This window comes from Cohnella xylanilytica, assembly GCF_014212175.1.
In the GTDB taxonomy this organism is placed as follows: domain Bacteria; phylum Bacillota; class Bacilli; order Paenibacillales; family Paenibacillaceae; genus Cohnella; species Cohnella xylanilytica.
Genome location: NZ_JACJVR010000070.1, coordinates 19,679 through 43,267 on the forward strand (window position 1 = coordinate 19,679; position 23,589 = coordinate 43,267).

Consider the following 23,589-nt stretch of genomic DNA (forward strand, 5'->3'; position numbering starts at 1 on the left):
TTATTTTAATGTTAATAAATATATTAACGACCTACGCTTTTTACCTTGAAATCACGTTATTCCGCCCAGGGTCATTGCCAATTCGTTAATAAAAATATATAGTATTAATACAACGCAATCTTTCGTCCGTCTCGACGTTCGATCATTGGAGGAACCTATGAATCTGGATATCTCCGACAAGTCGCTGCCGGTGTACGAGGCGCTGGCGAGCAGCGTCCGGCTCAAGGTCATTCGCCTGCTGGCCAAGCAGCCGATGAACATTCGGGAGCTCTCCGAAGCGGTCGGCCTGAGCAGCGCCATCATGACCATGCATATCAAGAAGCTGGAGAAGGCCGGAATCGTGCGCAGCGAGATGCAGCCGAGCCGCGGCGGGGTGCAGAAGGTGTGCTCCTTGCAGGTGGAAGAGGCGGAGATTATTTTCCCGAACAAGCTGGAGCACATCCGCGAATACCATCAGAGCGAGATCTCCGTCGGCCACTTCACCGACTTCCAGGTGGAACCGACCTGCGGGCTGGCGACGACCGAGAAGTTCATCGGCATCGTCGACGATCCCCGTTCTTTTCTCGACGCCGAACGGTTCCAAGCCAAGATCGTCTGGTTCAGCGAAGGCTTCATCGAATACAAGATCCCGAACTTCCTGCTCTCGACGGAGAATCCGACCGAGCTGGTCATCTCCATGGAGATCGCTTCGGAAGCCCCTCTCACGAACAACAACTGGCCTTCCGACTTGACCTTCTATATGAACAACGTCAAGCTCGGCACGTGGACAAGCCCGGGCGACTTCGGGGACAAGCGAGGCAAGTACAATCCCCCGTGGTGGCCCGACGACATCAACCAATACGGACTGCTCAAGCATCTGACCGTGACCAACCTCGGCACCCGGATGGACGGCCACCCGATGTCCGACGTCACGCTGGAGCAGATCAACGTGTGGGATAAGCAGTGGACGCTGCGCATCGCCATCGAGGGCGATTCCCGCAACATCGGCGGCTTCACCCTGTTCGGGAACGGCTTCGGCAACTACAAGCAGGATATCGTGTTCCGCTTGTATTACGAGAAGGTCGTGCCCGCCGCGGAGCCGGAGGACGAGGACGCGAACGCCCGCGCGCAGTCGACCGCCGAGCCGAACGGGGCCGCAGCCAAGGGCGGCCGCAAGCGCGAGCGCAAATAACGCAAGCCCGAAGGGGCCGAACTTCTTCCCGAAGAAGGAATGGGAGTTCCAGGGGAGTCCCCCCTTCCGGGAAGGATTATCGCAGGCGATCAGGTCAACCCGAGTTGCGGGTTGGCCTTTTTTTGTCGTAGGCCCGCATCTGCAACGAACTCAGGAGCCGCTATTTATCGTATAAAGCCTATTTTGAAAATCTAACGAATCCCAGCGATCTTATTTAGGTCCTTCGAGGTTAAAACGGGCTTCCGGCACGAAATAGCGTATCTACGATTCGTTGGAATCGAAAAACGGCTTGTTTTCAGCGAATTAGCGTCTCCTCGATCCGTTAGCCGCCTCCCCCAATCGAAACGGGCCCTGACACAAAAATAAGGCGCTGCGCTGCACGTTCCTCGCAAAGATCAGCGGCCCTGTTCCGGCTTCTCTACGCCTCTTCGGTTGTCACGGAGTTCCGTTTGTGTCTACAATAGCGGGTAAAGACGACCTACGACGGAGGAACTCCCATGCCCCGCTGGATTCGCCGATCGCTCAAGAACAAGCTGATCTTCCTGCTCCTCGTCTCGATCCTGTTCCCTCTGCTCTCCCTCGGCTTCTTCTCCTACATCACGGCGTCGAACCTGACGGAAGAGAAGACGAAGCAATCCGGCATGGGCGTCCTGCAGCAGATCGACTCGAACCTGGAGTTCATCATCTCCGACATCGAGAACATGTCCCTGTTCCTGATCGGGAGCAAGGACGTGCAGCTCTACGTGAACAGCTCGAAGGCGGACGCGAGCAAGCAGCAGACGCGCATGATCGAATTCCTGTCCAATCTCGTGTTCTCCAAGCCGTACATCTCGGACATTACGATCTATCCCGGCAACCGGGCGATTCCGGTGTCCAATACGACGATTTTCGAGACGGCATTACCCGACATTACCGACACGGATCCGAACTACTTCGCGGCCCATCCGTCCTGGTGGACTCCGCGCTACGACACGAGAACGGCGGCCGGCTCCAAGCGGGTCGTCTCGTTCGTCCGCCCGATCCGCAATCTCTACACGTTCAAGCCCCTCGGCAAGCTCGTCATCAGCCTGGACGAAGCGGCCCTGGAGCGCATCCTGAGCAAGTCGGGCATCGAGAACGACCGCTACATGCTTCTCCTGGACTCGGAAGGACGCGTTCTCTCCGGGACTCTGGACGAGCTCCCCGGAACCGTCGCGGAGGTGCTGCCCGGGCTGCCTCCTCTCGCGGGAGACTCCGGGGCGATAAATTACGGAAGCGGCGGCGGCAAAAAAACGCTGCTGTACCTGACGGTGCCCGGCGTCGGGTGGAAGCTGGTCGAAGCGATCCCGTTCGGCGAATACAAGTCGCAGAACCGGTACGTGCTCGGGCTGACCGCCGCGGCCGTCGGCTTCGCGCTGCTCCTCATCGTCTCGCTCGTCGTCTTCTTCATTCAACGGCTGCTGCGCCCGCTGCGGATGCTGACCCGGTTCCTGAAGAACACCGATCCCGAGGAGCCGATCCGCACGTACCCCGTCGAATCGATGGACGAGGTCGGCCAGCTCGTGCGCAGCTACAACCAGCTCGGCGACCGGATCGCCGCGCTGACCGACCAGGTGAAGCACACGGAAGCGGTGAAGAAGGAAGCCGACATCGCGGCGCTCCAAGCCCAGATCAATCCGCATTTTCTATACAACACGCTCTCTTCGATCCAGTGGATGGCGCTGATGAACAAGGACAAGAACATCGCCGAGATGGTCGGCAACCTGAGCGACTTCCTTCGCTTCAGCCTGAACAAGGGCGCCCAGTTCTGTCCCGTGGAGCAGGAGGTCGCCCATGCCCGCCACTACGCGAACATCCAGGCGATCCGCTACCCGGACCAGTTCGACATCGTGTTCTCGATCGATCCGGCGATGAACGGCAAGACGATGCTCAAGCTGCTGCTCCAGCCCTTGATCGAGAACGCGTTCGCGCACGGCGTCCAGAAGAAGGAGGGGCGCGGCGTCATCGGCGTGCACGGGACGCTGCAGGGGGCGGCGATGACGTTCGCCGTCGAGGATAACGGCGCCGGCATGGAACCGGACAAGCTTCGCGAAGTGCTGGCCCAGCTCCGTTCCCCGGACGACCGCGACCGGGTCGCGCGGGGAAGCTACGGGCTGCGGAACGTCCAGCAGCGGCTGCTTCTGCATTACGGCGCCGACGCCGGCCTGAAGATCGAGAGCGCGGCCGGGGTCGGCACCCGCGTCGCCTTCACCATACCCGCCATGGAGGATTGGCCCTCATGAGAATTCTGATCGTCGACGACGAAGTCATCATCCGCAACGGCCTGAGCACGGTCATCAACTGGGAGGAGCTCGGCTTCGAGCTGCTACGCCCCGCCGCGTCCGCCGAGGAGGCGCTCTCCCGTCTGGACGCGGAACAGCCGCACATCGTGCTGACGGACATTCGCATGACCGGCAAGAGCGGGCTGGACCTCGCCTCGGAGGTAAGGAGCCGGCTGCCGGAGACGGAGATCATCATTCTGACCGGCTACGACGAGTTCGCCTACGCCCAGCAGGCGCTTCGCGAAGGGGTCAGCGACTACCTGCTCAAGACGAGCCGTCCGGAGGAGATCATCCGGGCGGCGATCAAGGCGAAGCAGCGCATCCTCGGCCGGTGGGAGTCGCGGAAGCAGGATCACCTGAAGCTGGCGGCATTCCGCGACGCCCTGCTGGAGAAGCTGCTCGCCGAAGGCAGCCCTTCGGAGCCGGACGAGGCCGCCCTGGCGCAGGTGCCGCGCCTGCTGCCCAAGCTCTGCCCGGCCGCCGGCGGAGCGGCGGCGTACCGCGCGCTCATCGTCGCCGCCTCCGGCTGGAGCGACGCCTCGCTGCTGCTGTTCGCGGTCGAGAACACGCTGAGCGAGCTGCTGCCCGGCGAGACGCTGCTGCGCAAGGACCACGTGCTCGCCGTGCTGGCTTCGGACGCCGCGTCGCCGGAGGCGGACGGCCTCGAGACGGCGCGCCTGGAGCTGGAGCGCGTCGCCCGGAAGCTCAAGTGCGAGCTGTTCGCCGCGGCCGGCTCGCGCGCGGGCGAGCTTCGCGGGCTTCCCCGGTCGTACGGGGAAGCGAGGCACGCCTTCGGCTTCCGCTGGATGGCCGGGGACCGCGCGCTTGTCGCTTACGACGAAGTGAAGGCCCGGCGGGGCGGCAAGACCGTCTGCTCCCAGGAGGAAGAGGCGCGGCTCGTCTCCGTCCTGAAGGGCGGAAGCGTCATCGAGCTTCGCCGCTGGGCGGATGAAGCCGTGGCGGCCCAGCTCGCCGATCCGGAAGCGACTCCCGCCTCGCTGCGGGCCTACATGGGCTCGATCGTGCTGTCGGGCCGCCGCTGGCTCGAGAGGGTGTCGCAGTCGCTCGGCGGGGGCAAATCGCTGCAGCCTCCGGAGGAGACGCCGGTCTGGGAGGCGGATCCGTCCGAGCCTCCCGGCGAGGCGCTGTTCCAATCGCTCCGCGCCTTCCTGGACCTGTACCGCGAAGCCGTCTCCGGCGAACGGGTGTCCTACGTCAAGAGGGCTATCGCCTACATCCGGGACCATCTGGACAGCAACTTGACGCTCCAGCAGGTGGCGAAGCAGGTGCACCTCAACCCGAACCACTTCAGCGAGGTGTTCAAGCGCGAGACCGGCCTGACGTACATCGACTTCGTCACGAGGGAGCGAATGCGCCGGGCGATGGAGATTCTGGGCGAGTCGCCGGCGAAGATCAGCGAGGTGGCGAGCCGCGTCGGCTATGAGGACGTGAAGTATTTCGGCCAGCTGTTCAAAAAGGCGACCGGCAAGACCCCGTCCGAGTACCGCGCCGGCCGCGGGGACATCGGCGACGGCGACGTTGGCGAAGGCGACGCGGAGTGAGCGCAGGCAGGTACGGACGAACGACGCAGGCAGCGATCCGGAGCAAGCGGCGGACGGCGGGCGGATGGCGGGCGGGAGAACCCGGCTGCGTCCATCGCGATTTCTATCGCCCCCCTTTCCGCGCCCAGGTCCCGGGTTCGAGGCGGAGAGCTGGGGGCCGGCGAAGCTCTAACGAATCTGAGGAACGCTATTTGCGTCTAAAAGCCGGTTTTCGAGTTCTAACGAATCGTATAAACCTTATTTCGCCTTTGAAGGCCGATTTGGCCCTGCAAAGAAGCAAATAGCGCTTCTACGATTCGTTAGCTCCGCCAAAATCGCCTTTTTCGCGAAAATAACGTCTCTTCGATTCCTTAGCCGCCCTATCTGCACCCGCCAATCCCCTCCGACGCCGATCGCGCCGCCCAAGTACGCGCATCGAGACGACCCGAGAACGCCCCCCGCCTGCCGGTTAACCCCTCTGCCGCCGTCCGTCCGCCGAATTTCCTCCCCCCTCACCGTTAAAAATCCGTTTTTTGTCCACCCTATGGCTGAAGAGTGTCCCCTGCCCATTCCGCCCGCCCCCCTCTATACTGAAGATGTTCCAAGACGAGATCGCTTCGATCAGGAGGGGTTCCCCTATGAAAAAGACGTTAACGGTATCCGCCGCGACCCTGCTCGCCGCTTCCCTCGTTCTCGCCGGCTGCGGCAAGAACGGGAACGAAGCCGGCTCCCCGGACGCTTCGAACGCGTCCGCCGGCGGCAAGGATAAGGTCAAGCTGTCGCTGTGGCACAACTACACGGGCGACGACCAGCGCGCCAAGACGATGCGCGCGATCATCGAAGAATACCAGAAGGCTCACCCGAACGTCGAGCTCGACATCCAGGCGATTCCGCCGGACGGCTACCGGACGCGCCTGAAGACGGTCGCGGCCGCGAACGAGATGCCCGATCTGTTCGTCATGTGGCCCGGCGTCATGACGAAGGAATTCCAGGCCGGCAACCTGATCCAGCCGATCAACGAGCTGCTGGACGGCAAGCCGGAGTGGAAGGACGGCTTCCTGCCGGGCTCGTTCGACGGGTTCACGATCGGCAGCGACGTCTACAGCGTCCCGGTCGCCCTGTCCCCGACCTCGATTCTCTACTACAACAAGAAGATTCTCGAGGACAACGGCCTGACGCCTCCCAAGACTTGGGACGAGCTGATGAACGCCGTGAACGTCCTCAAGGAGAAGAAGATCACGCCGATCGCGCTCGGCAACAAGGCTGCCTGGCTGGCGCAGTCCAGCATCCTGAGCTCGCTGGCCGACCGCGTGACGGGAACGGAATGGTTCCTGAAGGCGGCCGCGCAGGACGGAGCCAAGTTCACCGATCCGGAATTCGTGCAGGCGCTGACCTACTTGCAGGATCTGCAGAAGGCGGGCGCGTTCCAGGAAGGCTTCAACGCGATCGACAACACGCAGATGGAGCAGTACTTCGCGCAAGGCAAAGCCGCGATGATGATCGACGGCGGCTGGGCGCTGACGAACCTGGCGGCGAGCGCTCCGGCCGACTCGCTGTCGCAGATGGGGGCGACCATCCTCCCGTCCGTCCCGAACGGCAAGGGCGATCCGAACACGCTGTCCGGCGTCGTCGGCACGGGCTTCGGCCTCGGCAAGAACGCCACCGGCGCGAAGAAGGAAGCCGCGCTCGACCTGCTCTACACGCTCGCGGGACCGGACGCGCAGAAGCGCGTGCTCGAGAGCAACCAGCTCGTCAGCTACAAGGTCGAGCTCGACAAGAGCAAGGTGACGCCGATCTTCGCGGAAGTGTACGAGCTCGTGAACAAGGTCGGCCGAACGCCGGTTTACGACGGCGTGCTCTCCTCCGCGGTGGCCGACGAAGTGAACAACGGCCTGCAGGACCTGCTCATGGGCGCCAAGCCCGAAGCGGTCGCGAAGAAGATCCAGGAAGCGCAAGAGAAATCGATGCAGTCCGGCAGTTAATCCGCCGCGCTGAAGTCCATCGTTTCGGCCCTCTTCTCCGGGAGCAGGGCCGAAGCTATTCTATCCCGCGACCACACAATCATGCGATCACACGATCACGCCATTCCGTTTTTCCGTTAACTCGCTAACACGCTAACACGCTATTTCGCTATCACACTATTCCGCTTTTCCGTTAACACGCTATCTCGCTATCACACTATTCCGCTTTTCCGTTAACTCGCTATCTCGCTATTCCGTTATAACGCTAAATTGCTAAACCGCTAGATCCCTAACTCGCTAACTCGCTAACCTGCGAACCTGCTATCCCATCGAAAAAGGAGGGGGCCGTTATGACTTCCGCCGGCCGCGCGAGAGCGTTCATCGCGGCAGGGTTGCTTCCCGCGCTGCTGCTCTTCGTTTTTTTCGTCATCATTCCGATCGTCTGGTCCGCCTATTACGGCTTCTTCGACTGGAAGGGCATCGGGCAGCCCAAGTTCATCGGCATGGACAACTTCGCCGAGGTCGTGAGAGACCCGATCTTCTGGCGTTCGTTCAAGAACAACATGCTGATCGTCGTCGCCTCCGTCTTCGGACAGGTGCCGATCGCCCTTATCCTGTCGCTCCTGCTGGTCCGCAATTCGTGGCTTCACCGGTTCATCCGCTCCTCGGTGTTCATGCCGATGGTGCTCTCCTCGGTCGTCGTCGGCATCATCTGGGGCTATATCTATCATCCGCAGATCGGCATCCTGAACTTCCTGCTCGACAGCGTGGGTCTCGGCTCCTGGAAGCGGCTGTGGCTGTCCGATCCGGACATCTCGATGTATTCGCTCATGGTTCCGATCATCTGGAACTACATCGGCCCGTATCTGATCATGTTCCTCGCGGCGCTCAAGAACATCCCGAGCGACATGGACGACGCCGCCTTGCTCGACGGGGCGCAAGGAGCGCGCAAGCTGTTCTCCCTGACGCTGCCGATGATCTGGGACACGATCAAGGTCGCGGTCGTTCTGTGCATCTCCGGCAGCTTGAAGGCGTTCGACCTGATCTACGTCATGACCGGGGGCGGACCGGCGCATTCGACCGAGCTGCTCGCCTCGTACATGTACAACAACACGTTCGCCATCTACCGGTTCGGGTACGGCAGCGCGGTCTCGACGATGATCATCCTGCTCAGCCTTCTGCTTATCGCCGGCAGCCAATACTTGATGAAGAAAGAATATCGCTAAAGGGGGGCCGTCCATGAAGCTGCGCAAATGGCAAAGCGGCGTCGCGAACGGGCTGATGACCCTGTACGCGCTCGTCACGCTGTATCCGCTGTTCTGGCTCTTCGTCAGCGCGTTCAAATCCAACGACGAGTTCTACTCCCGCCCCTTCGGGCTTCCGACCACCTGGCATTGGGACAGCTTCAAGCGGGCGTGGACCGTGTCCGACATGGGGACGAGCATGTACAACTCCGTCATCGTCACCGCCGTGTCGCTCGTCGTCATGCTCGCGGTCGGGGCGCTGGCCGCCTACGTGCTGTCGCGCTTCCAATTCCGGGGCAAGCTTCTCGTCATGGGCGTGTTCCTGCTGGGGATGCTGATTCCGATCCACAGCACGCTCGTCCCGCTCTTTATCGTCATGAACAAGATTCACCTTCTGAACACGTACGGCGCTCTCATTTTCCCCTATGCCGCCTTCGAACTGCCGATCGCCATCTTCATCATCCAGGCGTACATGAACACGTTCCCGAAGGAGATCGAGGAAGCCGCGCTGATCGACGGTTCCGGGTATTGGGGCATCTTCCGGCGGATGATGCTGCCTCTGGCGGCTCCCGCCATCGCGACGGTGTCGATCCTGGCCGTGCTGCGCTTCTGGAACGACTTCGCGTTCGCGCTCGTGTTCATCAGCAAGCCGGCGCTCAAGACGCTGCCGCTCAGCCTGTCGATGTTCGCCACCGGCTACATGACGGACTACCAGTTGACGATGGCCGCTCTCGCGCTCGCGGTCATTCCGACGATCATCATCTATTTGATCTTCCAGAAGTCGATCATGCAGGGCATGGTGGCCGGCGCCGTGAAGGGTTAAATATTAATCATGTGAAAAAAAAGCAGCCATTCTCTCGATCCCGTCAGATGCGGGCGGGAGAATGGCTTATTTATAGATCGAGTATCATTCTAAAATTTTACTAAATTTGTATTTTCCGGTTGATATGAAGGTAATGAGTGAGAGATAATAAATTTGTAAAACGTTTTCCGTCACTTTTCGCTAAGATTTACTCACCTCCCTTATGATTGAACCGCTGGCCAGCGTTCAATAAATAAATTTCTAGTGAGGAGAGAAAGTCGTGAAGAAAAAGTGGGCAATCACGGGTCCTGCAATAGCATTTATTCTATTAATTGGGAATTCGGTTTCGACGGCAGCTGCACAGGATTCAGGCTCTACAGGCGCACTTCTTAATGACCCCTCATTATCAGTCTCCAAAGCTAAAACCTTGAAAACCTACTCTCAGCAAAAAGACGAATGGGCGTCAAAACTTTATAAAAACAGATTGCAGAACAGACTTGCAGCTTCTGGTGCAAGGTATACTATTTCTGTAACAGGTTATCAGCAGGAGGAGTATTACTACTGTGGTCCTGCATCTGTAAGACAAACCCTCAGTTTCCATAAGTCATCAAGCGGCAGTACGACTTCTCTGCCGTCACAAGCAACATTGGCTAAAAAAATAGGAACGACTACGCAAGGTAGTACAACTACTGGAATTACAGATACTATAAATACCTACGCAAATACTTACGGTTTTGTTGCCTATGCTTCTTCAAATTTAGAGGATGAATCAGACCCTGAAGCAAGATTTAGAGAAAGAATAAGTGCAGATATTGTTTATGAAAATGGTGCGCCTATTATTTTGCTTCAGACAAAGTTCCTTCCAAGATACGGCGGAAAATCGATTCGACATTATAACACAGTTAGCGGGTATGACGATACTTCCTCTTCGCCTTCATCTTATTTGATGAGATTACATGACCCTAATGACGATTCTGATTACTACGGAACTTACTGGGACCCGGTAGGTTCTAAGACGGCAAATGGCGTATTTAAAGCCGTATATGAAGCAGATAAACAAGGAACGAATATGGCGATGAGTTGGTGATTTAACAAAGGAACAGAGGGCTTTCCCTCTGTTCCTTTCACACGGAGGTGTCGCTATGATTAAACCAATAAGCTGCTTGTTAATTTTATTAATACTCATAGTTGCCCAAGGATGTACTAGAGATGATGTTCCCACAACTATTAATGAGCAACCTGCTCCTACAGCGGAGCCGAAGCTTACTCCCTCTAATCAACAGGGTAAGGTAACGATCTCCTCCCCTGTTTCCTTGTATAGAGTGGTCGAATTGCCTTACTCCCAGTATACGTTGCCCTCACTACGTAATGAAGTCCTTTATGTCCCAGTAAACGAAAACAGCGAATTTGTGAATTCGATTATCTCTATAGATTTAAAGACCCTAGAGCAGGACCTTCTCTTTAAATCAACATTTGAGCAGTCAACGATAAACGATCTTCGAGCGAATGAAAACTGGATAACGTGGGTGGATTCCGCAGCAGACGGGTCCTTCGCCAAGACTTATGCCCGAAACATGGACAGCGGGGTTCAAAAAGTCATTACAACGCACACGGATCCCAATTTTTTAAAAATAGATTCTCCATATTTGTATGATGATGTTCTCGCCTGGATTAATATTAATAGCGCCCGTGACACGAATCCCAAGGTCGTTGTCTATAATCTTAAAAATGAAAAGATAAGTACGATATCCGAGGTTCATCAGTATGGTTTATACAATAATTTTTTACACATTCACAATGGAAAAGTTCTCTGGACAGATTCTATTGATGGAAAAGGGTATTATAAAATCTATGATCTAGATTCTCATCAATTGGATTCTTACGAAGCGCCGCTTAAATTTCCCGGCTACGCTCAGTTAATGGACGATGACATTTACTCTATAAATTTTATTGACGATCACGATTGGACTTCCCAAACATTCGGCTACTATGACACGAAAAGTCATGTATTCAAATCTTTAGAGAATAAGTACATTAATCGGCTCGTTTCCAGCGATACCCATGTAGCTTGGACTAATAGCGATCAGGAACTCATCTTATTGGACGCTCGTTCAGGCAAAAAACTAAACTTCTCAAAGCTGATCAATCACACCATCGATTCCATTGAATGTATGAGCGATGGAAAAACTTTTATCGCCGGTTATTCAACCAATCACAGTTCAGTATTGTATATAATAGATCCCCTTAAAGCATGACTAACAAACAATAGTAAAACCCGATCCTATCGAGCCCCTCCCGCCACAGCGGCCTGATCAGAACGGATTCAACACGTGGAAAAAGACGTTCGGCGACGCCATCCGGTAGTAGTGGCTGCACCAGCCGACTCCCCGCCCGTTGAACCGGTTGGCCGAGCTGAAGACGAGGCGCTCCTGCTCCAGCTCCTCGATCCGCGGGATTCGGCCCTCCGCGTAGTCGAGCAGCCTCGCCGCGGCCGAGTCGAGCCGGCTCAACACCCCGCCGTAGCGGATGTCGATCACTTCCCAGCCGAACGGCTTGAACATGCGCATCCACTGCGTCCGGTGGGCCAGACGCAGCTCCCGCACCGCCGAGGCGATCGCGGGCAGCGTCTCCGCAGCCGCCAGCCGAAGCGCCTCCCGGTCCCCGCGGTCGTAAGCCCGCTTAAGCTCGATGCCGATCTCGCTCTTGAGCTTCAGCACGGCGCACAGCTTCTGCGGCACCTCGAACAGGTAGTCCAGCTCGGCCTCCGAATTCCGGGACGCGGCGATCTCCCGCTCCAGCTTCTCATAATGCGCCGCCAGCTCCAGCCCCTCGATCTGCTTGTCGAACAGCCCGAGCAGTACGTCCTGGTAGAGCAGGAACTTCGACGGGTTGCTCTGCTTGCGGTTGTCCGGCTCCGAGCCGGGCACTTCGTCGAGATCCTTCAATCGCAGGAACGTCTCCGCCGGGATGCCGGTGCAGAACTTTACCCTCTCCGCCAGACGCTCCCACTTCGGACTATCCTCCGAATACGCATGCTCCGCGTAGAGCTGCAGCCCGAGCAGCGCCGCGAACGGGTTGCCCTCGTTGCCGTCGTCGCCCCACATCGTCGCGTACGCTTCGCGGATGCCTTCCTTCTTGCATACCTGCAGCGCGACGTCGGAGGCCTTCAGAGATAAGCCGTAGTTGACTCCGAACGTGTTGAAGATCCACACCGCCCCGGCGAAAGCCAGCTTGCCTCCGAGAGGACGATGGTTCGCGATCACGTTCTCGTATTCCTCCGGCTCCAGGTGCACGTAATCCCAGTACACCAGGGTCGCGTCCTTCGGAATGCGGCTCGCCATCTCCTCCGGTATCTTCGTATTCTTGTCGTAGTAGTCGCGCTCCGTCCCCGCGTTGCCGGCGGCGAGCTTCAGGAACATGTCGCTCCACATCATCGGCCGAAGCCCCCTGCGGCGAACGGCGGCCAGCACCTTGTCCAGATGGCCGGCCATCATGTCGAAGCGATCCTTGTACCCGTTCCGGTCCAGGTACTTGCCCCGTCCCAGCTCCTCCGCCTCGTCCATGCCGATGTGGATCTTCCGGCTGCGGAACGGCCAGCTCGCGCCGTCGATCATGTTCTCGACGAGCCGGTCCGTCGCCTCCTCGCCGACGAGAAGCGCGCCCTTCGTGTCCCGGTAATGCCGAACCGGCTCCCACTTCAGGAACTCCTCCAGATGCGCCAGCGTCTGAATGCTCGGGAACGCCTCGATGCCGTATCGGTCCGCGTAATCGTCGATCTCCCGCAGCTCCTCCTGCGAATAACGCCCGCGCATGTAGCCGAAGTACGGCTCCTCTTCGATCGCGTACGTATCCTCCATGTACAGCATGACGGCGTTCATGCCCATGAGGGCCAGCTTGTTCAGCATCGACTTGAACCCGTCCAGGGAGAGCACCGCGTTGCGGGACAGGTCGAACATCGGCCCGACCGTGTCGAATTGCTGCTTCTCGCGCAGGCTGAACGCCCCGCCTTGGCCCCGATGCTGAACGAACAACCCCAATCCGCGGAAAAACTGATGCTTCGCGCCGTATCGGATCCGCCCCTCGGCGCCGTCCCAGCCGACCTCCAGCTCGAACGCTTGGGAAGAACGCTCGACCTTCACGACCGTCCCTTCGTCCCCCGGCACGATTCCGATCTCTCCCGCCAAGCTGCGGATGCCGGGAAGCAGCTCCTCCACGTCCCCCTCGAACCGCACTTTCATCCCGCTTTGCCTCCCCCTCTTCGTTTTCCTCGTTCTATAAACATTATAACGTTATATTGATTGTGCGGGCAATAGCGGACCATTCGTTCCTTCCGTGCCCCGACAAGGCAAAAAAGACGCCTTCCGGCGTCTTTTCGGATTCTCCGAGAATGCAAGGCTTTAGCTTTCGCTCGCGGCGATGCCGTATTTCTCGGCGGCGTCGACCGTGTGCTTAAGCAGCGTGGCGATCGTGACGGGACCGACTCCGGCCGGAACCGGCGTTATCGCGCTCGCCTTCGCCAGGCACGCTTCGTAGTCGACGTCCCCGACGTTCCCTTCGTTGTACCCGGCGTCCAGCACGACCGCGCCTTCCTTCAGCCACCCGCCTTGGATGAACCTCGGCTTGCCGACCGCCGCCACGACGATGTCCCCGAGGCCGACGATCCGATCCAGCTCCTTCGTCTTCGAATGGCAGACGGTAACGGTGGCGTTGCGGTTGAGCAGCATGGCCGACACCGGCTTGCCCAGAATCGGGCTGCGCCCGACGACGATGGCGTGCTTGCCCTCGATCGGGATCTTGTAATAATCCAGAATGGCGATAATCGCCGCCGGGGTGCACGACGGGTAATCGGCGAATCCGAAGGCGGTCTGCGCGTAGCCGAGCGTCGTCACTCCGTCGACGTCCTTCTCCGGCTGGATGGCGTCGAACGCGGCCCGCTCGTCGATCTGATGCGGCACCGGGTGCTGGAGCAGAATCCCGTGAACGGCCGGATCCTCGTTCAGCCGCCGGATCGTCTCGAGCAGCTGCTCCGTCGTCGTGTCCTTGCCCAGATCGACGCGGACCGACTCCATGCCGAGCCGCCGGCACGCGTTGCCCTTCATGCGGACGTACGTGGCCGAAGCCGGATCGTCTCCCACCAGTATCGTCGCCAGGCAAGGGACGACGCCATTGGCGGCCAATCTCTCCACTCTCGGGTACAAGCGGTCCTTGATGTCCTGCGCGACTCGCGAACCGTCCAGAATAAGCTTCTCCTGCGGCATTCTAAGCATCTCCCTTTTCCCCAAAATCGATTGAAAACGCAAAGAGGCAAGGGGACCTCGATCCCCTCACCTCTGCCCAGGCGTACGGCTGATAATCCTATGCGCTCCCTCATGGTTCCCCATGTTCCGCCAGTCACGCATAGCTTGGTGCCTTCATCATAACGCAACGGCCGCCGTCCGCACAATCCCCCGGCGGGCCTTCTTGACAATTCCAACCAATGTAACTAGAATGGTAGCATTGAGAGGAGGAGACCGCCGTGGCCGTCGTGAGCCGCTACACCGTCGCTCTGCATGCTCTGACCTGGCTCGCGTATATGTCGCGGGACAAGGACGAATTCTTCGCTTCCGACCGGATCGCGAACAGCGTGAACACGAGCCCGGTCTTCATCCGCCGCATCCTGGGACAGCTGGCGAAGGCCCGTCTGGTCTCCGTCCAGCACGGAGGAACCGGCGCCGGATGGAAGCTGGCCCGCGCAGCCGAAGCCATCACCCTGCACGAGGTCTACGAAGCGGTCGTGCAGACCCCTCTGTTCGAGCTCCATCATAGCGGCCCCAACCTGAGATGCCAGATCGGCCGGGGAATCCAGCCCGCCTTGGGCGAGATCTACGGCGAGACTGAAGCGGCGATGAAGCGCCAGCTCGGAAGCACGACGATCGCGGACCTGGTCGACTCTTCCTTGGCGCATGGCGAAGACGGGAAGGAACAGGCGTCGGATGGGCCTCAAGGATAGGACCGCCGGACTTCCTTCCGGATTTCCTTCCGGAATTCCAGACTTCCGGGCTTGGACGCATCGTCGCATGCCGTCTTTTTTTCGCGGATCAATGCAACTGAATCAGTTCTCTTCATCGAACGAACGCAGCCTCCTGAGGCGGCGGCCTTTTTACGTTTTCAATGCAACCATGTCAGTTTCCTTGGGTTTCCGCAACCCATGCAGCGAACAAGCCGCATTATCGCCCATCCTGAAAGGAGATCGAGCAAATGGACAAAAGGATTTACGCGCTGACGATGGGGGCGTTCGTCATCGGCACGGAAGGATTTCTGATCGCCGGCGTTCTCCCCCTGCTCGCGAAGTCGTTCCACGTCTCGCTGTCCGTCGCCGGCCAGCTGGTGACGATCTTCTCCCTCGTCTACGCCGTCGGTTCCCCCGTCCTGGCGACCTTGACGGGCCGCTGGGACCGAAGGCGCGTTCTCGTCGCGGGCATGCTCGTCTTCGCCGCGGGGAACGCGATCGCCGCTCTCTCGAATGCGTATGCGGTCATGGCGGTCGGACGCATCGTCGCAGGGATCGGCGCCGGCTGGTATTCGCCGGCGGCCACGACCTCCGCCGCCGCCCTTGTGCGTTCCGACCAACGAGGGCGGGCCATCTCGACCGTCGTCGCCGGCCAGACGGTCGCCTTGATGTTGGGCGTTCCCCTTGGAACCTGGATCGCCCTGACGTTCCAGTGGAGAACCTCCTTCTGGATTCTGACGGTCGTCGGCGTTCTGGCGGCCCTCCTCATTCGCTTCCGGTTCCCGGCCATCCCATCGCCCGGGGCCGTCTCCATGCGGGAGCGCCTGGCTCCCTTGAAGCGGCCGGAGCTTCTGTCCGCCCTGCTGACGACGCTGGCTTGGGCAATCGGCATCTTCGCGGTCTATACGTACGTGGCCGATATCTTCGCAGGGTACGGGGCGGCGGATCGGACGATCAGCGTCGTCCTCTTCGCGGCGGGCGCCGCGAGCTTGATCGGGGTGAAGCTCGGCGGCTTCTCCACCGACCGGTTCGGCTCGCCCCGCACGATCGCCGCCGCGCTGCCCGCTCTGGCCCTGTCGATGGCGGTCCTGTCGATCGTGGCGGACTTCGCCTCCCCGTCCGGCATCGGGACCTTCGCCGCCGTCGGCCTCGGCATCGCCGCCCTGGCGGTCTGGGGGGCGAGCGGGTACGCGTTCAACCCCGCGCAGCAGCATCGGCTGATCGACCTGTCCGGACCGGCGGCCGGCGTTATCCTCTCCCTGAGCTCCTCCGCCACCTATCTGGGCAGCGCCTTGGGCGCGTCGACGGGCGGCCTCGTCGTCCGGTACGGCTCCGCCGGAGAGCTCGGCTATTACGGGGCCGGATGGGAGCTGCTGGCGCTCGCCCTGTTCGCCGTCAGCCTCCGGCTTGCATCGGGGCGCCTGCGGCGATCCGCGCGAACGCCCCAGGCCGAGCCGATCGCCGAAGACCGGCGGTGAGACGGGCGGTAAGACGGGCGCGCGAATAGGCCGGCTCCGCCCTGCCGATACTACGGAAGATTATGGCCGGACGAGGCCGAATCCGGAATCGGAATGAGAATCGGAGGGACCGCGATGTCGGAGAGAACGGTGTTCGCCTACTTCAACACGCCCGACCAAGCCAAGCAAGCGGTGGAACGGATGCGGAGCCGGTCGCTGAAGCTCGTCGAGCATGCGATCGAGCGATTCGACGGATACAGCGGGACCGGCATGCAGAACCTGGACCAGCTCGGCCAGACGATTACGGGCAACTTCCCCGGACTCCCCTATCTGACGCTCGGCGGGGACTTCGACAACAAGGACGCTTCCGTCCTCGCGGCCGCGAGCGTCAGCGCCAGCGGCATGAGCGCGGGCGGCCCGGACAACCGGGTGACCGGCCGGGACATCCTTCTCGTCGCCGTCGTCGAAGAAGAGGACTACGAGGAAGCCGTCCGGATCGCGCAGGCGGAGGGCGCTCTATAACGCGAAGAAGAAGGCCGGGAGCTTGCCCGAAGAGGCGGCTTCCGGCTTTTTTTTCTACCATTGTCCAATACCCATACAGACTTGGTTTTCCGTGTTCGGGGCCACATCCTCGCCTAGTTCGGACCGCGCAGGATCGGAATGCAGGCGGTTTAACGAGTGTGATTTTTCGAATAAAATCGTCGAAGTAAATCGCAAACAAATGGAATCTGTATGATTTTTCACATAAAACGTAAGCAACGCACCGTCATAAGGCAGAATTTGTATGGTTTTTCACACAAACCAACCTGAGCACCTTTTGAAGGCGAATTTTTATACGATTTTTCATACACAAGTGCGAAGCGAAATATTCCGGGACAGGTTTCGTTATTGAATTGGACATTCGTAGTTTTTGTGCATGCCGAAGGGCCGCCTCTTCGCGACGGCCGCGTCCAGCTTCTTCTTCGGAATCGCGCGCGCGCTTCATGGACTCCGATACCGATACGGAGCTGAAGGCGCAGAAGGTCGCGTCCGCGGACGGGCTGGTCACGATCGAGGCCGATATCGGCGGAGTGAACAAGCTGTATATCCATACCGAGGTCGCGAGCGGAGGCTCGTTGTTCGTTCCGCTGACGACCTCCTACTTCAAGCAAGGGAATCGCCGATCGCTCGGCGGCAGCTTCCCCGGGCGGGTCGGCCTTCTCGCTTGCTCCCACGACAACCTCAAGGTTCCTATGTCACCTCAAAGTGCGTACTTTCCGCGAGACTTCCCTTCGTGCACAATAGCTCTCAAGACAACGAACTCGAAGAAGGGAAGGATCACCTATGCAAGCCATCCACCCGGAAACCCCGAACGACCGCAAAGTCGCCCTCGTCGTCGGCGCGGGCGGCGTCATCGGCCGCAACCTGATCGATTATCTGCTGACGCTGCCCGATTGGGACGTCATCGGCGTCTCGCGCCGAGGGGGAGAATCCCGGGACCGCCTCCGCCACGTGGCCGCGGACCTGCTCGACCCGGCCGACAGCCGGGAGAAGCTGGGGAGCCTCTCCGAGGTCACGCATCTTTTCTACGCCGCCTATCAGGACCGCCCGACCTGGGCCGAGCTCGTCGCGCCCAATCTCGCCATGCTGAAGAATGCGGTCGAAGCCGTCGAACCGGCCGCCCGCAACCTGAAGCACGTCAGCCTGATGCAAGGGTATAAGGTCTACGGCGCCCACCTCGGCCCGTTCAAGACGCCCGCCCGCGAGACGGACGCGCCCCACATGCCTCCCGAGTTCAACGTCGACCAACAGAACTACCTGGAGGAGCGGCAAAAGGGGAAGGCCTGGACCTGGTCGGCGATCCGCCCCTCGGTCGTATCCGGCTTCGCGCTCGGCAATCCGATGAATCTCGCGATGGTGATCGCGGTGTACGCCTCCATCTCGAAGGAGCTCGGCATCCCGCTCCGGTTCCCGGGCAAGCCAGGCGCCTACCACACGCTCATGGAGATGACGGACGCCGGCCTGCTCGCGAAGGCGACCGTCTGGGCGGCGACCGACGAGCGCTGCGCCAACCAGGCGTTCAACATCGCGAACGGCGACCTGTTCCGCTGGAACGAGATGTGGCCGAAGATCGCCCGCTACTTCGAGCTGGAGACGGCCCCGCCGCTGCCGATGCCGCTGGAGGTCGTCATGGCGGACAAGGAAGAGCTGTGGAACCGGATGACGGAGAAGTACGGGCTCGCGGGGCATTTCTACAAGGAGGTGTCGTCGTGGGCGTTCGGGGACTTCGTGTTCTCGTGGGATTACGACTTCTTCGCCGACGGCTCCAAGGCCCGCCGCTTCGGCTTCCACGAATACGTCGACACCGAGGCGATGTTCATGGGAATCTTCGACGAATTCCGCAGGCGCAAGGTCATTCCTTGACGGGCGCGGCGGGACGATCGGCTTTCTCGTCCGAAGCCGCCAGGAACTTCGCGATCTCGTCCTGCAGCTCTACGTGGAAGCCCGCGCGGTCGAATCCGGGCGGGTCCTGCGAAGGGAGGAAGGAAGTCGAGACCATCTCGGCCGGGAACGGACTCAGGAAGGCGAAATGTCCGGCATTCTTCACGGTTCGGTAGCGAACCTTCGACGGATCGGCGACGCCGTTCAAGACGATCTGCGCGTGATAAGGAGGCGTGTACGGATCTCGTTCCGCGTCCAGCATCAGAATGGGGAGTCGAACTCCGCTTAACGCTCCCTCTTCCCGGAACCAGACGGACGCCGGAGCCAGTAGAACGATGGATCGGATGCGCGGATCTCTCTCGACGTCAATCGGCTGCGCCCGGCCGTCCGGGCTCTCGTGCGGGAAGGAGGCCGGAACGCCGCCGGCCGCGGCCAGCGCGGTGTAGCCGCCCATCGAATGCCCGATGACCGAATGCCCTTCGGGCTTGACTAGCCCCTTGAACGCCTCATCTTGATAGAACCAGTCGGCCGCCAGACGCAGGTGCCGGGGGCGGTGCAGGAGATTCTGGACCGTGCCCTCCCAGCTATTATCGTTGCGGTTGTTGTGCGGATGCTCGGGCAAGCCGACGATAAAGCCGTTGCGGGCCAAATGACGGGCGATGGACCGGTACACGAACGGAGTTCCCCCCGTACCGTGCGAGAGAAGGACCAGCGGGTGTATTCCGGCCCGCGGAGACGCATCCCGGGCCGCCTCCACCGAGTATGGCCCGAGCCGTTCCTCCTTCTCCGGCTCGTCCGTCGGATACATCACGGTCATCGCGAAAGCCGTCTCCGATAAGCCGTCGTGAACAAAAACCTGACGGAGTCCCGCATTGGCTCTCTTTATCTGTGTTTCGATCTTCATCTCGACTTCTTCCTCCGTTTCCAGGCTCCCCTATGCCGGGCCGACCGGAATAAAGAGGTCCAGCACGGAATTCTCGTCCGCCGGCCCCAAGTATCGTTCGTCGTATCGCGCGAACTCCGGGGCGTCGGTCCGAATGCGGCCCGACCGGGGCAGCCACTCCTCGTAAATGTATTGGAACGTATCGTTAAGTCTGGCCAAGGTTCCCTTGTGCGAAAAAACCGCATAGTCGGCTGCGGGAAGCCGCTTGGCCGCCATCCCTGCCGGAACCGGGCTCTCTTCGCGGTCGACTTCGGCGCAAGCGGTGTATAAGACTTCCCAGCCCTCGCCTGCCAGCTCGATGACGGAATAAGCGACCCCCTCCGTACCCGGCTTGCGCTTGATCTCCCGCTCGCGCTCCCGGAAGCTGCGCCAGAGCCTTCCGATCTCGTCCGAGCGAAGGCCCGGGATCGACAAGCCCACCAGGCGCAGCTCGTCCAAGCGGACGATGGAGGGCTCGAGGGAGATGCCCTCATGCAGATGCCGCAGCCCCGCGTCATCCAGCGGGAGCTTCTCCATCGCCCGGAACAGGGTGTCCTTCATGTCCCTCCGCTTGCGGAATTGTCCGGGCGAGACGGAGAACAGCTTCCGGAAGGCGCGGGTGAAGGCTTCCTGCGAATCGAACCGATAGCGCAGGGCGATCTCGATGATTCTTCCGTCGGTATGGAACAGGTCATAGGCCGCGCGAGTCAATCTCCGCTTGCTGATGTACTCCGAGACGGAGGTTCGGGTCAGCGACTGGAAGATCCGATGGAAATGGTAAGGGGAATACCCTGCGGCTTCCGCCACTTCGGCGCTGGACAGCTTTTCGGTCAGACGTGCCTCTATATAGGCGATAGCCTTGCTTACCGAATCCTTGTAGTTCAAATCGATGCCTCCATGGAGTTATTTTCACTATACGACAGAAGAGGGCCCCTGTTTTGATTTATCTTGCGATATTTGCCCCCGGCAGTCGGCCCGGAGCGGCCGCTTCTTCGGAACCGTCAAAAAAAGGCAGCCGCGGAGCGGATGCCTTCGTGAAGCCGGATCTCTTCTTCTTATTGGGGCAGCGCGTCCGGCGTCGGGTTGCGGACGACGGCCTTGTCCCCGTATTTGCGCTCGATATGGCCGTCTCCCCACCTGCACATCAGGCGAAGGAGCTCCTTCAGGCTCCAGCCGTAGTCCGTCAGCTCGTATTCGACCCGGGGCGGCACCTCGTTATAGGTCGTGCGCTTGACGATGCCTTCCTCTTCGAGCTCCCGCAGCTGCTCCGTCAGCACCTTCTGGGTGATGTCGGGGATCAGGCTGCGGAACTCGCCGTTGCGCTTCTTGCCGAAGGTGAGGTAGAACAGGATGACGGGCTTCCACTTGCCCCCGATCACCTCCAGCGTCGCCTCTACGGCGGTGTTGTACACTTTGGCCGGCTCTTCCATAGCCACGATCGCTCCCCTCTTCTTCGGGCTCTCTCAGGAATATCTCCGGAGCATCTTCTCCAGCGTCGAACGGACCGCCTCCCTCAGTTCGGGCGGCTCCTCCACGACGACCTCGTCCCCGAAGCCGAGCAGCACCCGGAGGAGCCAACGCGCGCGAGCCGGATTCGCAACCTTCAGCGCGACCGTCAGCGAGCCGTCTTCGCGCAGGGAGCGGTCTCCCCGGCCGAAGTGATCCAGGGCGCGGGGAACGGCCTCCTTCTCGAACCGAAGGACGACGTCGCGAAGCTCGGTCTCCTCTTCCGTCCCGAACAATCCCGGCTCCAGCTCCGGCTTCTCCAAGGCCGCATCCAGCCTGCGGACGAAGCGCTCGGACAGCGCCTCCAGCCCGGACATGCGCGACAGCTTGAACTCCCGGTGGCCGCGCCGCTCCCGGCAATAGCCGAACAAGTACCAAGAGCCGTTCCGGTATTTCAGGCTGGCCGGTTCGACGAGCCGGATCGTTTTCTCGCTTTTCCAGCTGATATATTCGAATCTCACGACGTTCCGCTCCAGAATAGCCGTCCGGAGCATTCGCAGTTCGGTCAGGAAGCCGCGGTGGCTGCCGATGTCCATGTCCAGAACGGGATCGGAATCGTCCCTACGAATCGTCTGCAGCTTCCGCACCGTATCCATCGCCTGCTCGTCGTCGAATACGTTCGACAGGCTGCTCAGAATCGTCACAAGCGACTCCACGTCGTACGACCCGAGCAGGCTCCGGTCCATCTTGTACGTGTCGATGATGCCGTAGCCGCCGTTCGCCCCTTGATAGGAGACGACGGGAATGCCGGCCGCGCAGATCGCCTCGATGTCGCGGTAGATCGTCCGCTGCGATACCCCGTATTTGTCCGCCAGCGCCGAAGCCGAGACGACCTCGTTGTTGAGCAGCATATAGATCATGGAGATCAGCCTCTCCAGCTTCACCGCGTTCCTCCCCCTCCCGGCTTCGGCTTCTCGCCCTCCGTCATTGCGGCTTCGGCCCGAACCTCTTCACCGACCGGGCGCGCGCCCGCTGAATCTCGACTTCCCGGTTCCGGCTGGGCGCGTTCGTCACGAGCGACTTCAGCAGCTTGTCGGCGGCCGCCGCGACCTCTTCCACGGCGAGACGGAACGCCTCTTCGTTCGCCTTCGACGGAGCGTTGAAGCCCGCGAGCTTCCTCACGAATTGAAGCGAAGCCGCCTGGATCTCCTCGTCCGTCGCCGGCGGATCGAAGTTGAACAGCGTCTTGATATTACGGCACATCGCGCTCACCTTCCTGCGAACTTTTTTACTCATTGTAATCAAAAAATGGCGTCGCTCCAACCGGTCCGGCTCGTTACAGGCTCGATAACCTCTTCGGGAGCTCGTCCCCTTGCGAAGCGATCCACATCATCTCGTTCGCGAACCGTCTCGGAATCGGGTCCTTGCCGTCCATTCCGGGGCGGAGCCACCATACGCTCTCCATGTACCATAGCAGCGCGATAGAATCCGCGATCTGCCCCTGCGGGAAGGCGCGAAACTCCCGATAACCGGACAGGAAGGCGTCGACCTTCCGCAAGTCCAACCCTTCTTCTTCGTTCAGGCCGCCCGAGAGGATCGCTCTCGCCGCGTCCAGTTCGGGATAATCGTAGTTCAGCCGGTCGAAGTCGAGCACGGCCGAGACGCGATCGCCGGTGAAAAGCAGGTTGTCCGTCCACAAATCCCGGTGAGCCCAACCCCGCTCGCACCGATGCCGGAGCCTCCCGACGTCCAGTTCGCGGACGCGGTCCTTCTGGCGCTCGAATAGCGGAACCAGATGCGTCCCGCCTTCCCGCTCGGCTTGTTCGATGGCGGCATCCCAATGGCGGATCCGATCCTCGGGCTCCGGAGGAACGAACTGCGGCTCCGGTTCCTCCCCGTCCGTCGAACCGTCGTTCAGATGCCGGTGCATCGCTCCCGCCACCCTGCCGAGATCGTACATCCGGGACGCGCTCGCCGTCCCGCTCCCGATCCGTTCTCCTTCGCAAAAGCGCATGAGCATATACCGGTCTCCGGACTGCGCTTCGTGCAGCAGAGTGCCTTGGAATTCCAGCACCCGCGGACAAGGAATGCCGGCCTCATGAAGCCGTTGCTGCCCAATTAGCGCGGCTTCCAGCACCTTCGCTTCTTTGTACCTCCTGGCATGATATTTCTTCAGAACAAGCGGCTCCCCGTCGGTGTGGAGAACCCATTTGGCGTTTAACCAGCCCAAGCGAACGGGCTCCGCCCGAACGATACGGAACCCGAACTTGCCCTCGCACTCCCTGAACAATCGATCATCCGCGTCTTCCAAGCGCGCAACCCTCGTCTCCTATAA

General features: G+C 60.2%; 20 protein-coding genes and 1 riboswitch. Of the genes, 12 read left to right on the forward strand and 8 right to left on the reverse strand.

The window, feature by feature from the left end:
* Positions 1-157: 157 nt before the first annotated feature.
* The 8 genes from H7B90_RS17955 (at position 158) to H7B90_RS17990 (ending at position 11,274) form a co-directional block, all read left to right on the forward strand.
* Positions 158-1,171, forward strand: coding sequence for an ArsR/SmtB family transcription factor (locus tag H7B90_RS17955; RefSeq protein ID WP_185137274.1), 1,014 nt, complete (start codon positions 158-160; stop codon positions 1,169-1,171).
* A 497-nt stretch (positions 1,172-1,668) separates the two neighbouring features.
* Positions 1,669-3,432: a cache domain-containing sensor histidine kinase gene (locus H7B90_RS17960; RefSeq protein WP_185137275.1), complete on the forward strand. Its 1,764-nt coding sequence runs from the start codon at positions 1,669-1,671 to the stop codon at positions 3,430-3,432.
* The gene (locus tag H7B90_RS17965; RefSeq protein WP_185137276.1) at positions 3,429-5,033 is read left to right on the forward strand and encodes a response regulator; all 1,605 of its coding nucleotides are present in this window, start codon (positions 3,429-3,431) and stop codon (positions 5,031-5,033) included. Before H7B90_RS17960 ends, H7B90_RS17965 begins: the two co-directional genes overlap by 4 nt.
* Positions 5,034-5,650: 617 nt before the next feature.
* A complete protein-coding gene (locus H7B90_RS17970) occupies positions 5,651-6,994 on the forward strand; it encodes an extracellular solute-binding protein (protein ID WP_185137277.1) in 1,344 nt (447 codons plus the stop codon).
* A 329-nt stretch (positions 6,995-7,323) separates the two neighbouring features.
* The gene (locus H7B90_RS17975; protein WP_185137278.1) at positions 7,324-8,199 is read left to right on the forward strand and encodes a carbohydrate ABC transporter permease; all 876 of its coding nucleotides are present in this window, start codon (positions 7,324-7,326) and stop codon (positions 8,197-8,199) included.
* 13 nt (positions 8,200-8,212) lie between these two features.
* Positions 8,213-9,040 carry a carbohydrate ABC transporter permease gene (locus tag H7B90_RS17980; RefSeq protein WP_185137279.1) on the forward strand — a complete coding sequence of 276 codons (828 nt, stop codon included), beginning with the start codon at positions 8,213-8,215 and terminating at the stop codon, positions 9,038-9,040.
* Positions 9,041-9,299: 259 nt separating this feature from the next.
* Entirely contained in the window at positions 9,300-10,106 is an 807-nt protein-coding gene (locus H7B90_RS17985) for a C39 family peptidase (protein WP_185137280.1), read from the forward strand.
* 55 nt (positions 10,107-10,161) lie between these two features.
* A complete protein-coding gene (locus tag H7B90_RS17990) occupies positions 10,162-11,274 on the forward strand; it encodes a hypothetical protein (RefSeq protein WP_185137281.1) in 1,113 nt (370 codons plus the stop codon).
* A gap of 57 nt (positions 11,275-11,331) precedes the next feature.
* Here H7B90_RS17990 and H7B90_RS17995 read toward each other — a convergent pair whose 3' ends face one another.
* Complete coding sequence (locus tag H7B90_RS17995; RefSeq protein ID WP_185137282.1) at positions 11,332-13,257, reverse strand: beta-N-acetylhexosaminidase; 1,926 nt, start codon at positions 13,255-13,257, stop codon at positions 11,332-11,334.
* 159 nt (positions 13,258-13,416) lie between these two features.
* Positions 13,417-14,277: a bifunctional 5,10-methylenetetrahydrofolate dehydrogenase/5,10-methenyltetrahydrofolate cyclohydrolase gene (locus tag H7B90_RS18000; protein WP_185137338.1), complete on the reverse strand. Its 861-nt coding sequence runs from the start codon at positions 14,275-14,277 to the stop codon at positions 13,417-13,419.
* 67 nt (positions 14,278-14,344) lie between these two features.
* A riboswitch (ZMP/ZTP riboswitch) is annotated at positions 14,345-14,424 on the reverse strand.
* A 110-nt stretch (positions 14,425-14,534) separates the two neighbouring features.
* On the opposite strand from H7B90_RS18000, the gene H7B90_RS18005 reads away from it, so the two are divergent.
* The 4 genes from H7B90_RS18005 to H7B90_RS18020 all read left to right on the forward strand — a co-directional run bounded on the left by H7B90_RS18005 (position 14,535) and on the right by H7B90_RS18020 (position 18,868).
* Positions 14,535-15,008: an Rrf2 family transcriptional regulator gene (locus H7B90_RS18005; RefSeq protein ID WP_185137283.1), complete on the forward strand. Its 474-nt coding sequence runs from the start codon at positions 14,535-14,537 to the stop codon at positions 15,006-15,008.
* Between the two features lie 248 nt (positions 15,009-15,256).
* Positions 15,257-16,486 carry an MFS transporter gene (locus tag H7B90_RS18010; protein ID WP_185137284.1) on the forward strand — a complete coding sequence of 410 codons (1,230 nt, stop codon included), beginning with the start codon at positions 15,257-15,259 and terminating at the stop codon, positions 16,484-16,486.
* A gap of 114 nt (positions 16,487-16,600) precedes the next feature.
* Complete coding sequence (locus H7B90_RS18015; RefSeq protein ID WP_185137285.1) at positions 16,601-16,987, forward strand: hypothetical protein; 387 nt, start codon at positions 16,601-16,603, stop codon at positions 16,985-16,987.
* A gap of 801 nt (positions 16,988-17,788) precedes the next feature.
* Positions 17,789-18,868: an SDR family oxidoreductase gene (locus tag H7B90_RS18020; RefSeq protein WP_185137286.1), complete on the forward strand. Its 1,080-nt coding sequence runs from the start codon at positions 17,789-17,791 to the stop codon at positions 18,866-18,868.
* Here H7B90_RS18020 and H7B90_RS18025 read toward each other — a convergent pair.
* The 6 genes from H7B90_RS18025 to H7B90_RS18050 form a co-directional block, all read right to left on the reverse strand.
* Positions 18,858-19,703 carry an alpha/beta hydrolase family protein gene (locus tag H7B90_RS18025; RefSeq protein ID WP_185137287.1) on the reverse strand — a complete coding sequence of 282 codons (846 nt, stop codon included), beginning with the start codon at positions 19,701-19,703 and terminating at the stop codon, positions 18,858-18,860. The two genes, H7B90_RS18020 and H7B90_RS18025, sit on opposite strands and share 11 nt — an antisense overlap.
* Positions 19,704-19,820: 117 nt before the next feature.
* Complete coding sequence (locus H7B90_RS18030; RefSeq protein ID WP_185137288.1) at positions 19,821-20,693, reverse strand: AraC family transcriptional regulator; 873 nt, start codon at positions 20,691-20,693, stop codon at positions 19,821-19,823.
* A gap of 170 nt (positions 20,694-20,863) precedes the next feature.
* Positions 20,864-21,238: a winged helix-turn-helix transcriptional regulator gene (locus H7B90_RS18035; RefSeq protein WP_185137339.1), complete on the reverse strand. Its 375-nt coding sequence runs from the start codon at positions 21,236-21,238 to the stop codon at positions 20,864-20,866.
* Positions 21,239-21,271: 33 nt separating this feature from the next.
* Positions 21,272-22,198, reverse strand: a complete 927-nt coding sequence (locus H7B90_RS18040; protein ID WP_185137289.1) for a helix-turn-helix transcriptional regulator — start codon at positions 22,196-22,198, stop codon at positions 21,272-21,274.
* A gap of 40 nt (positions 22,199-22,238) precedes the next feature.
* Positions 22,239-22,517, reverse strand: coding sequence for a DUF2277 domain-containing protein (locus tag H7B90_RS18045; protein ID WP_185137290.1), 279 nt, complete (start codon positions 22,515-22,517; stop codon positions 22,239-22,241).
* A 73-nt stretch (positions 22,518-22,590) separates the two neighbouring features.
* The gene (locus H7B90_RS18050) at positions 22,591-23,565 is read right to left on the reverse strand and encodes a phosphotransferase (RefSeq protein WP_185137291.1); all 975 of its coding nucleotides are present in this window, start codon (positions 23,563-23,565) and stop codon (positions 22,591-22,593) included.
* Positions 23,566-23,589 lie beyond the last annotated feature (24 nt).

Coding starts and splice junctions, on each gene's coding strand:
- H7B90_RS17955 (WP_185137274.1), top strand. CDS start 158: ATGAATCTGGATATCTCCGACAAGTCGCTGCCGGTGTACGAGGCGCTG.
- H7B90_RS17960 (WP_185137275.1), top strand. CDS start 1,669: ATGCCCCGCTGGATTCGCCGATCGCTCAAGAACAAGCTGATCTTCCTG.
- H7B90_RS17965 (WP_185137276.1), top strand. CDS start 3,429: ATGAGAATTCTGATCGTCGACGACGAAGTCATCATCCGCAACGGCCTG.
- H7B90_RS17970 (WP_185137277.1), top strand. CDS start 5,651: ATGAAAAAGACGTTAACGGTATCCGCCGCGACCCTGCTCGCCGCTTCC.
- H7B90_RS17975 (WP_185137278.1), top strand. CDS start 7,324: ATGACTTCCGCCGGCCGCGCGAGAGCGTTCATCGCGGCAGGGTTGCTT.
- H7B90_RS17980 (WP_185137279.1), top strand. CDS start 8,213: ATGAAGCTGCGCAAATGGCAAAGCGGCGTCGCGAACGGGCTGATGACC.
- H7B90_RS17990 (WP_185137281.1), top strand. CDS start 10,162: ATGATTAAACCAATAAGCTGCTTGTTAATTTTATTAATACTCATAGTT.
- H7B90_RS17995 (WP_185137282.1), bottom strand. CDS start 13,257: ATGAAAGTGCGGTTCGAGGGGGACGTGGAGGAGCTGCTTCCCGGCATC.
- H7B90_RS18000 (WP_185137338.1), bottom strand. CDS start 14,277: ATGCCGCAGGAGAAGCTTATTCTGGACGGTTCGCGAGTCGCGCAGGAC.
- H7B90_RS18010 (WP_185137284.1), top strand. CDS start 15,257: ATGGACAAAAGGATTTACGCGCTGACGATGGGGGCGTTCGTCATCGGC.
- H7B90_RS18015 (WP_185137285.1), top strand. CDS start 16,601: ATGTCGGAGAGAACGGTGTTCGCCTACTTCAACACGCCCGACCAAGCC.
- H7B90_RS18020 (WP_185137286.1), top strand. CDS start 17,789: ATGCAAGCCATCCACCCGGAAACCCCGAACGACCGCAAAGTCGCCCTC.
- H7B90_RS18025 (WP_185137287.1), bottom strand. CDS start 19,703: ATGACCGTGATGTATCCGACGGACGAGCCGGAGAAGGAGGAACGGCTC.
- H7B90_RS18035 (WP_185137339.1), bottom strand. CDS start 21,238: ATGGAAGAGCCGGCCAAAGTGTACAACACCGCCGTAGAGGCGACGCTG.
- H7B90_RS18045 (WP_185137290.1), bottom strand. CDS start 22,517: ATGTGCCGTAATATCAAGACGCTGTTCAACTTCGATCCGCCGGCGACG.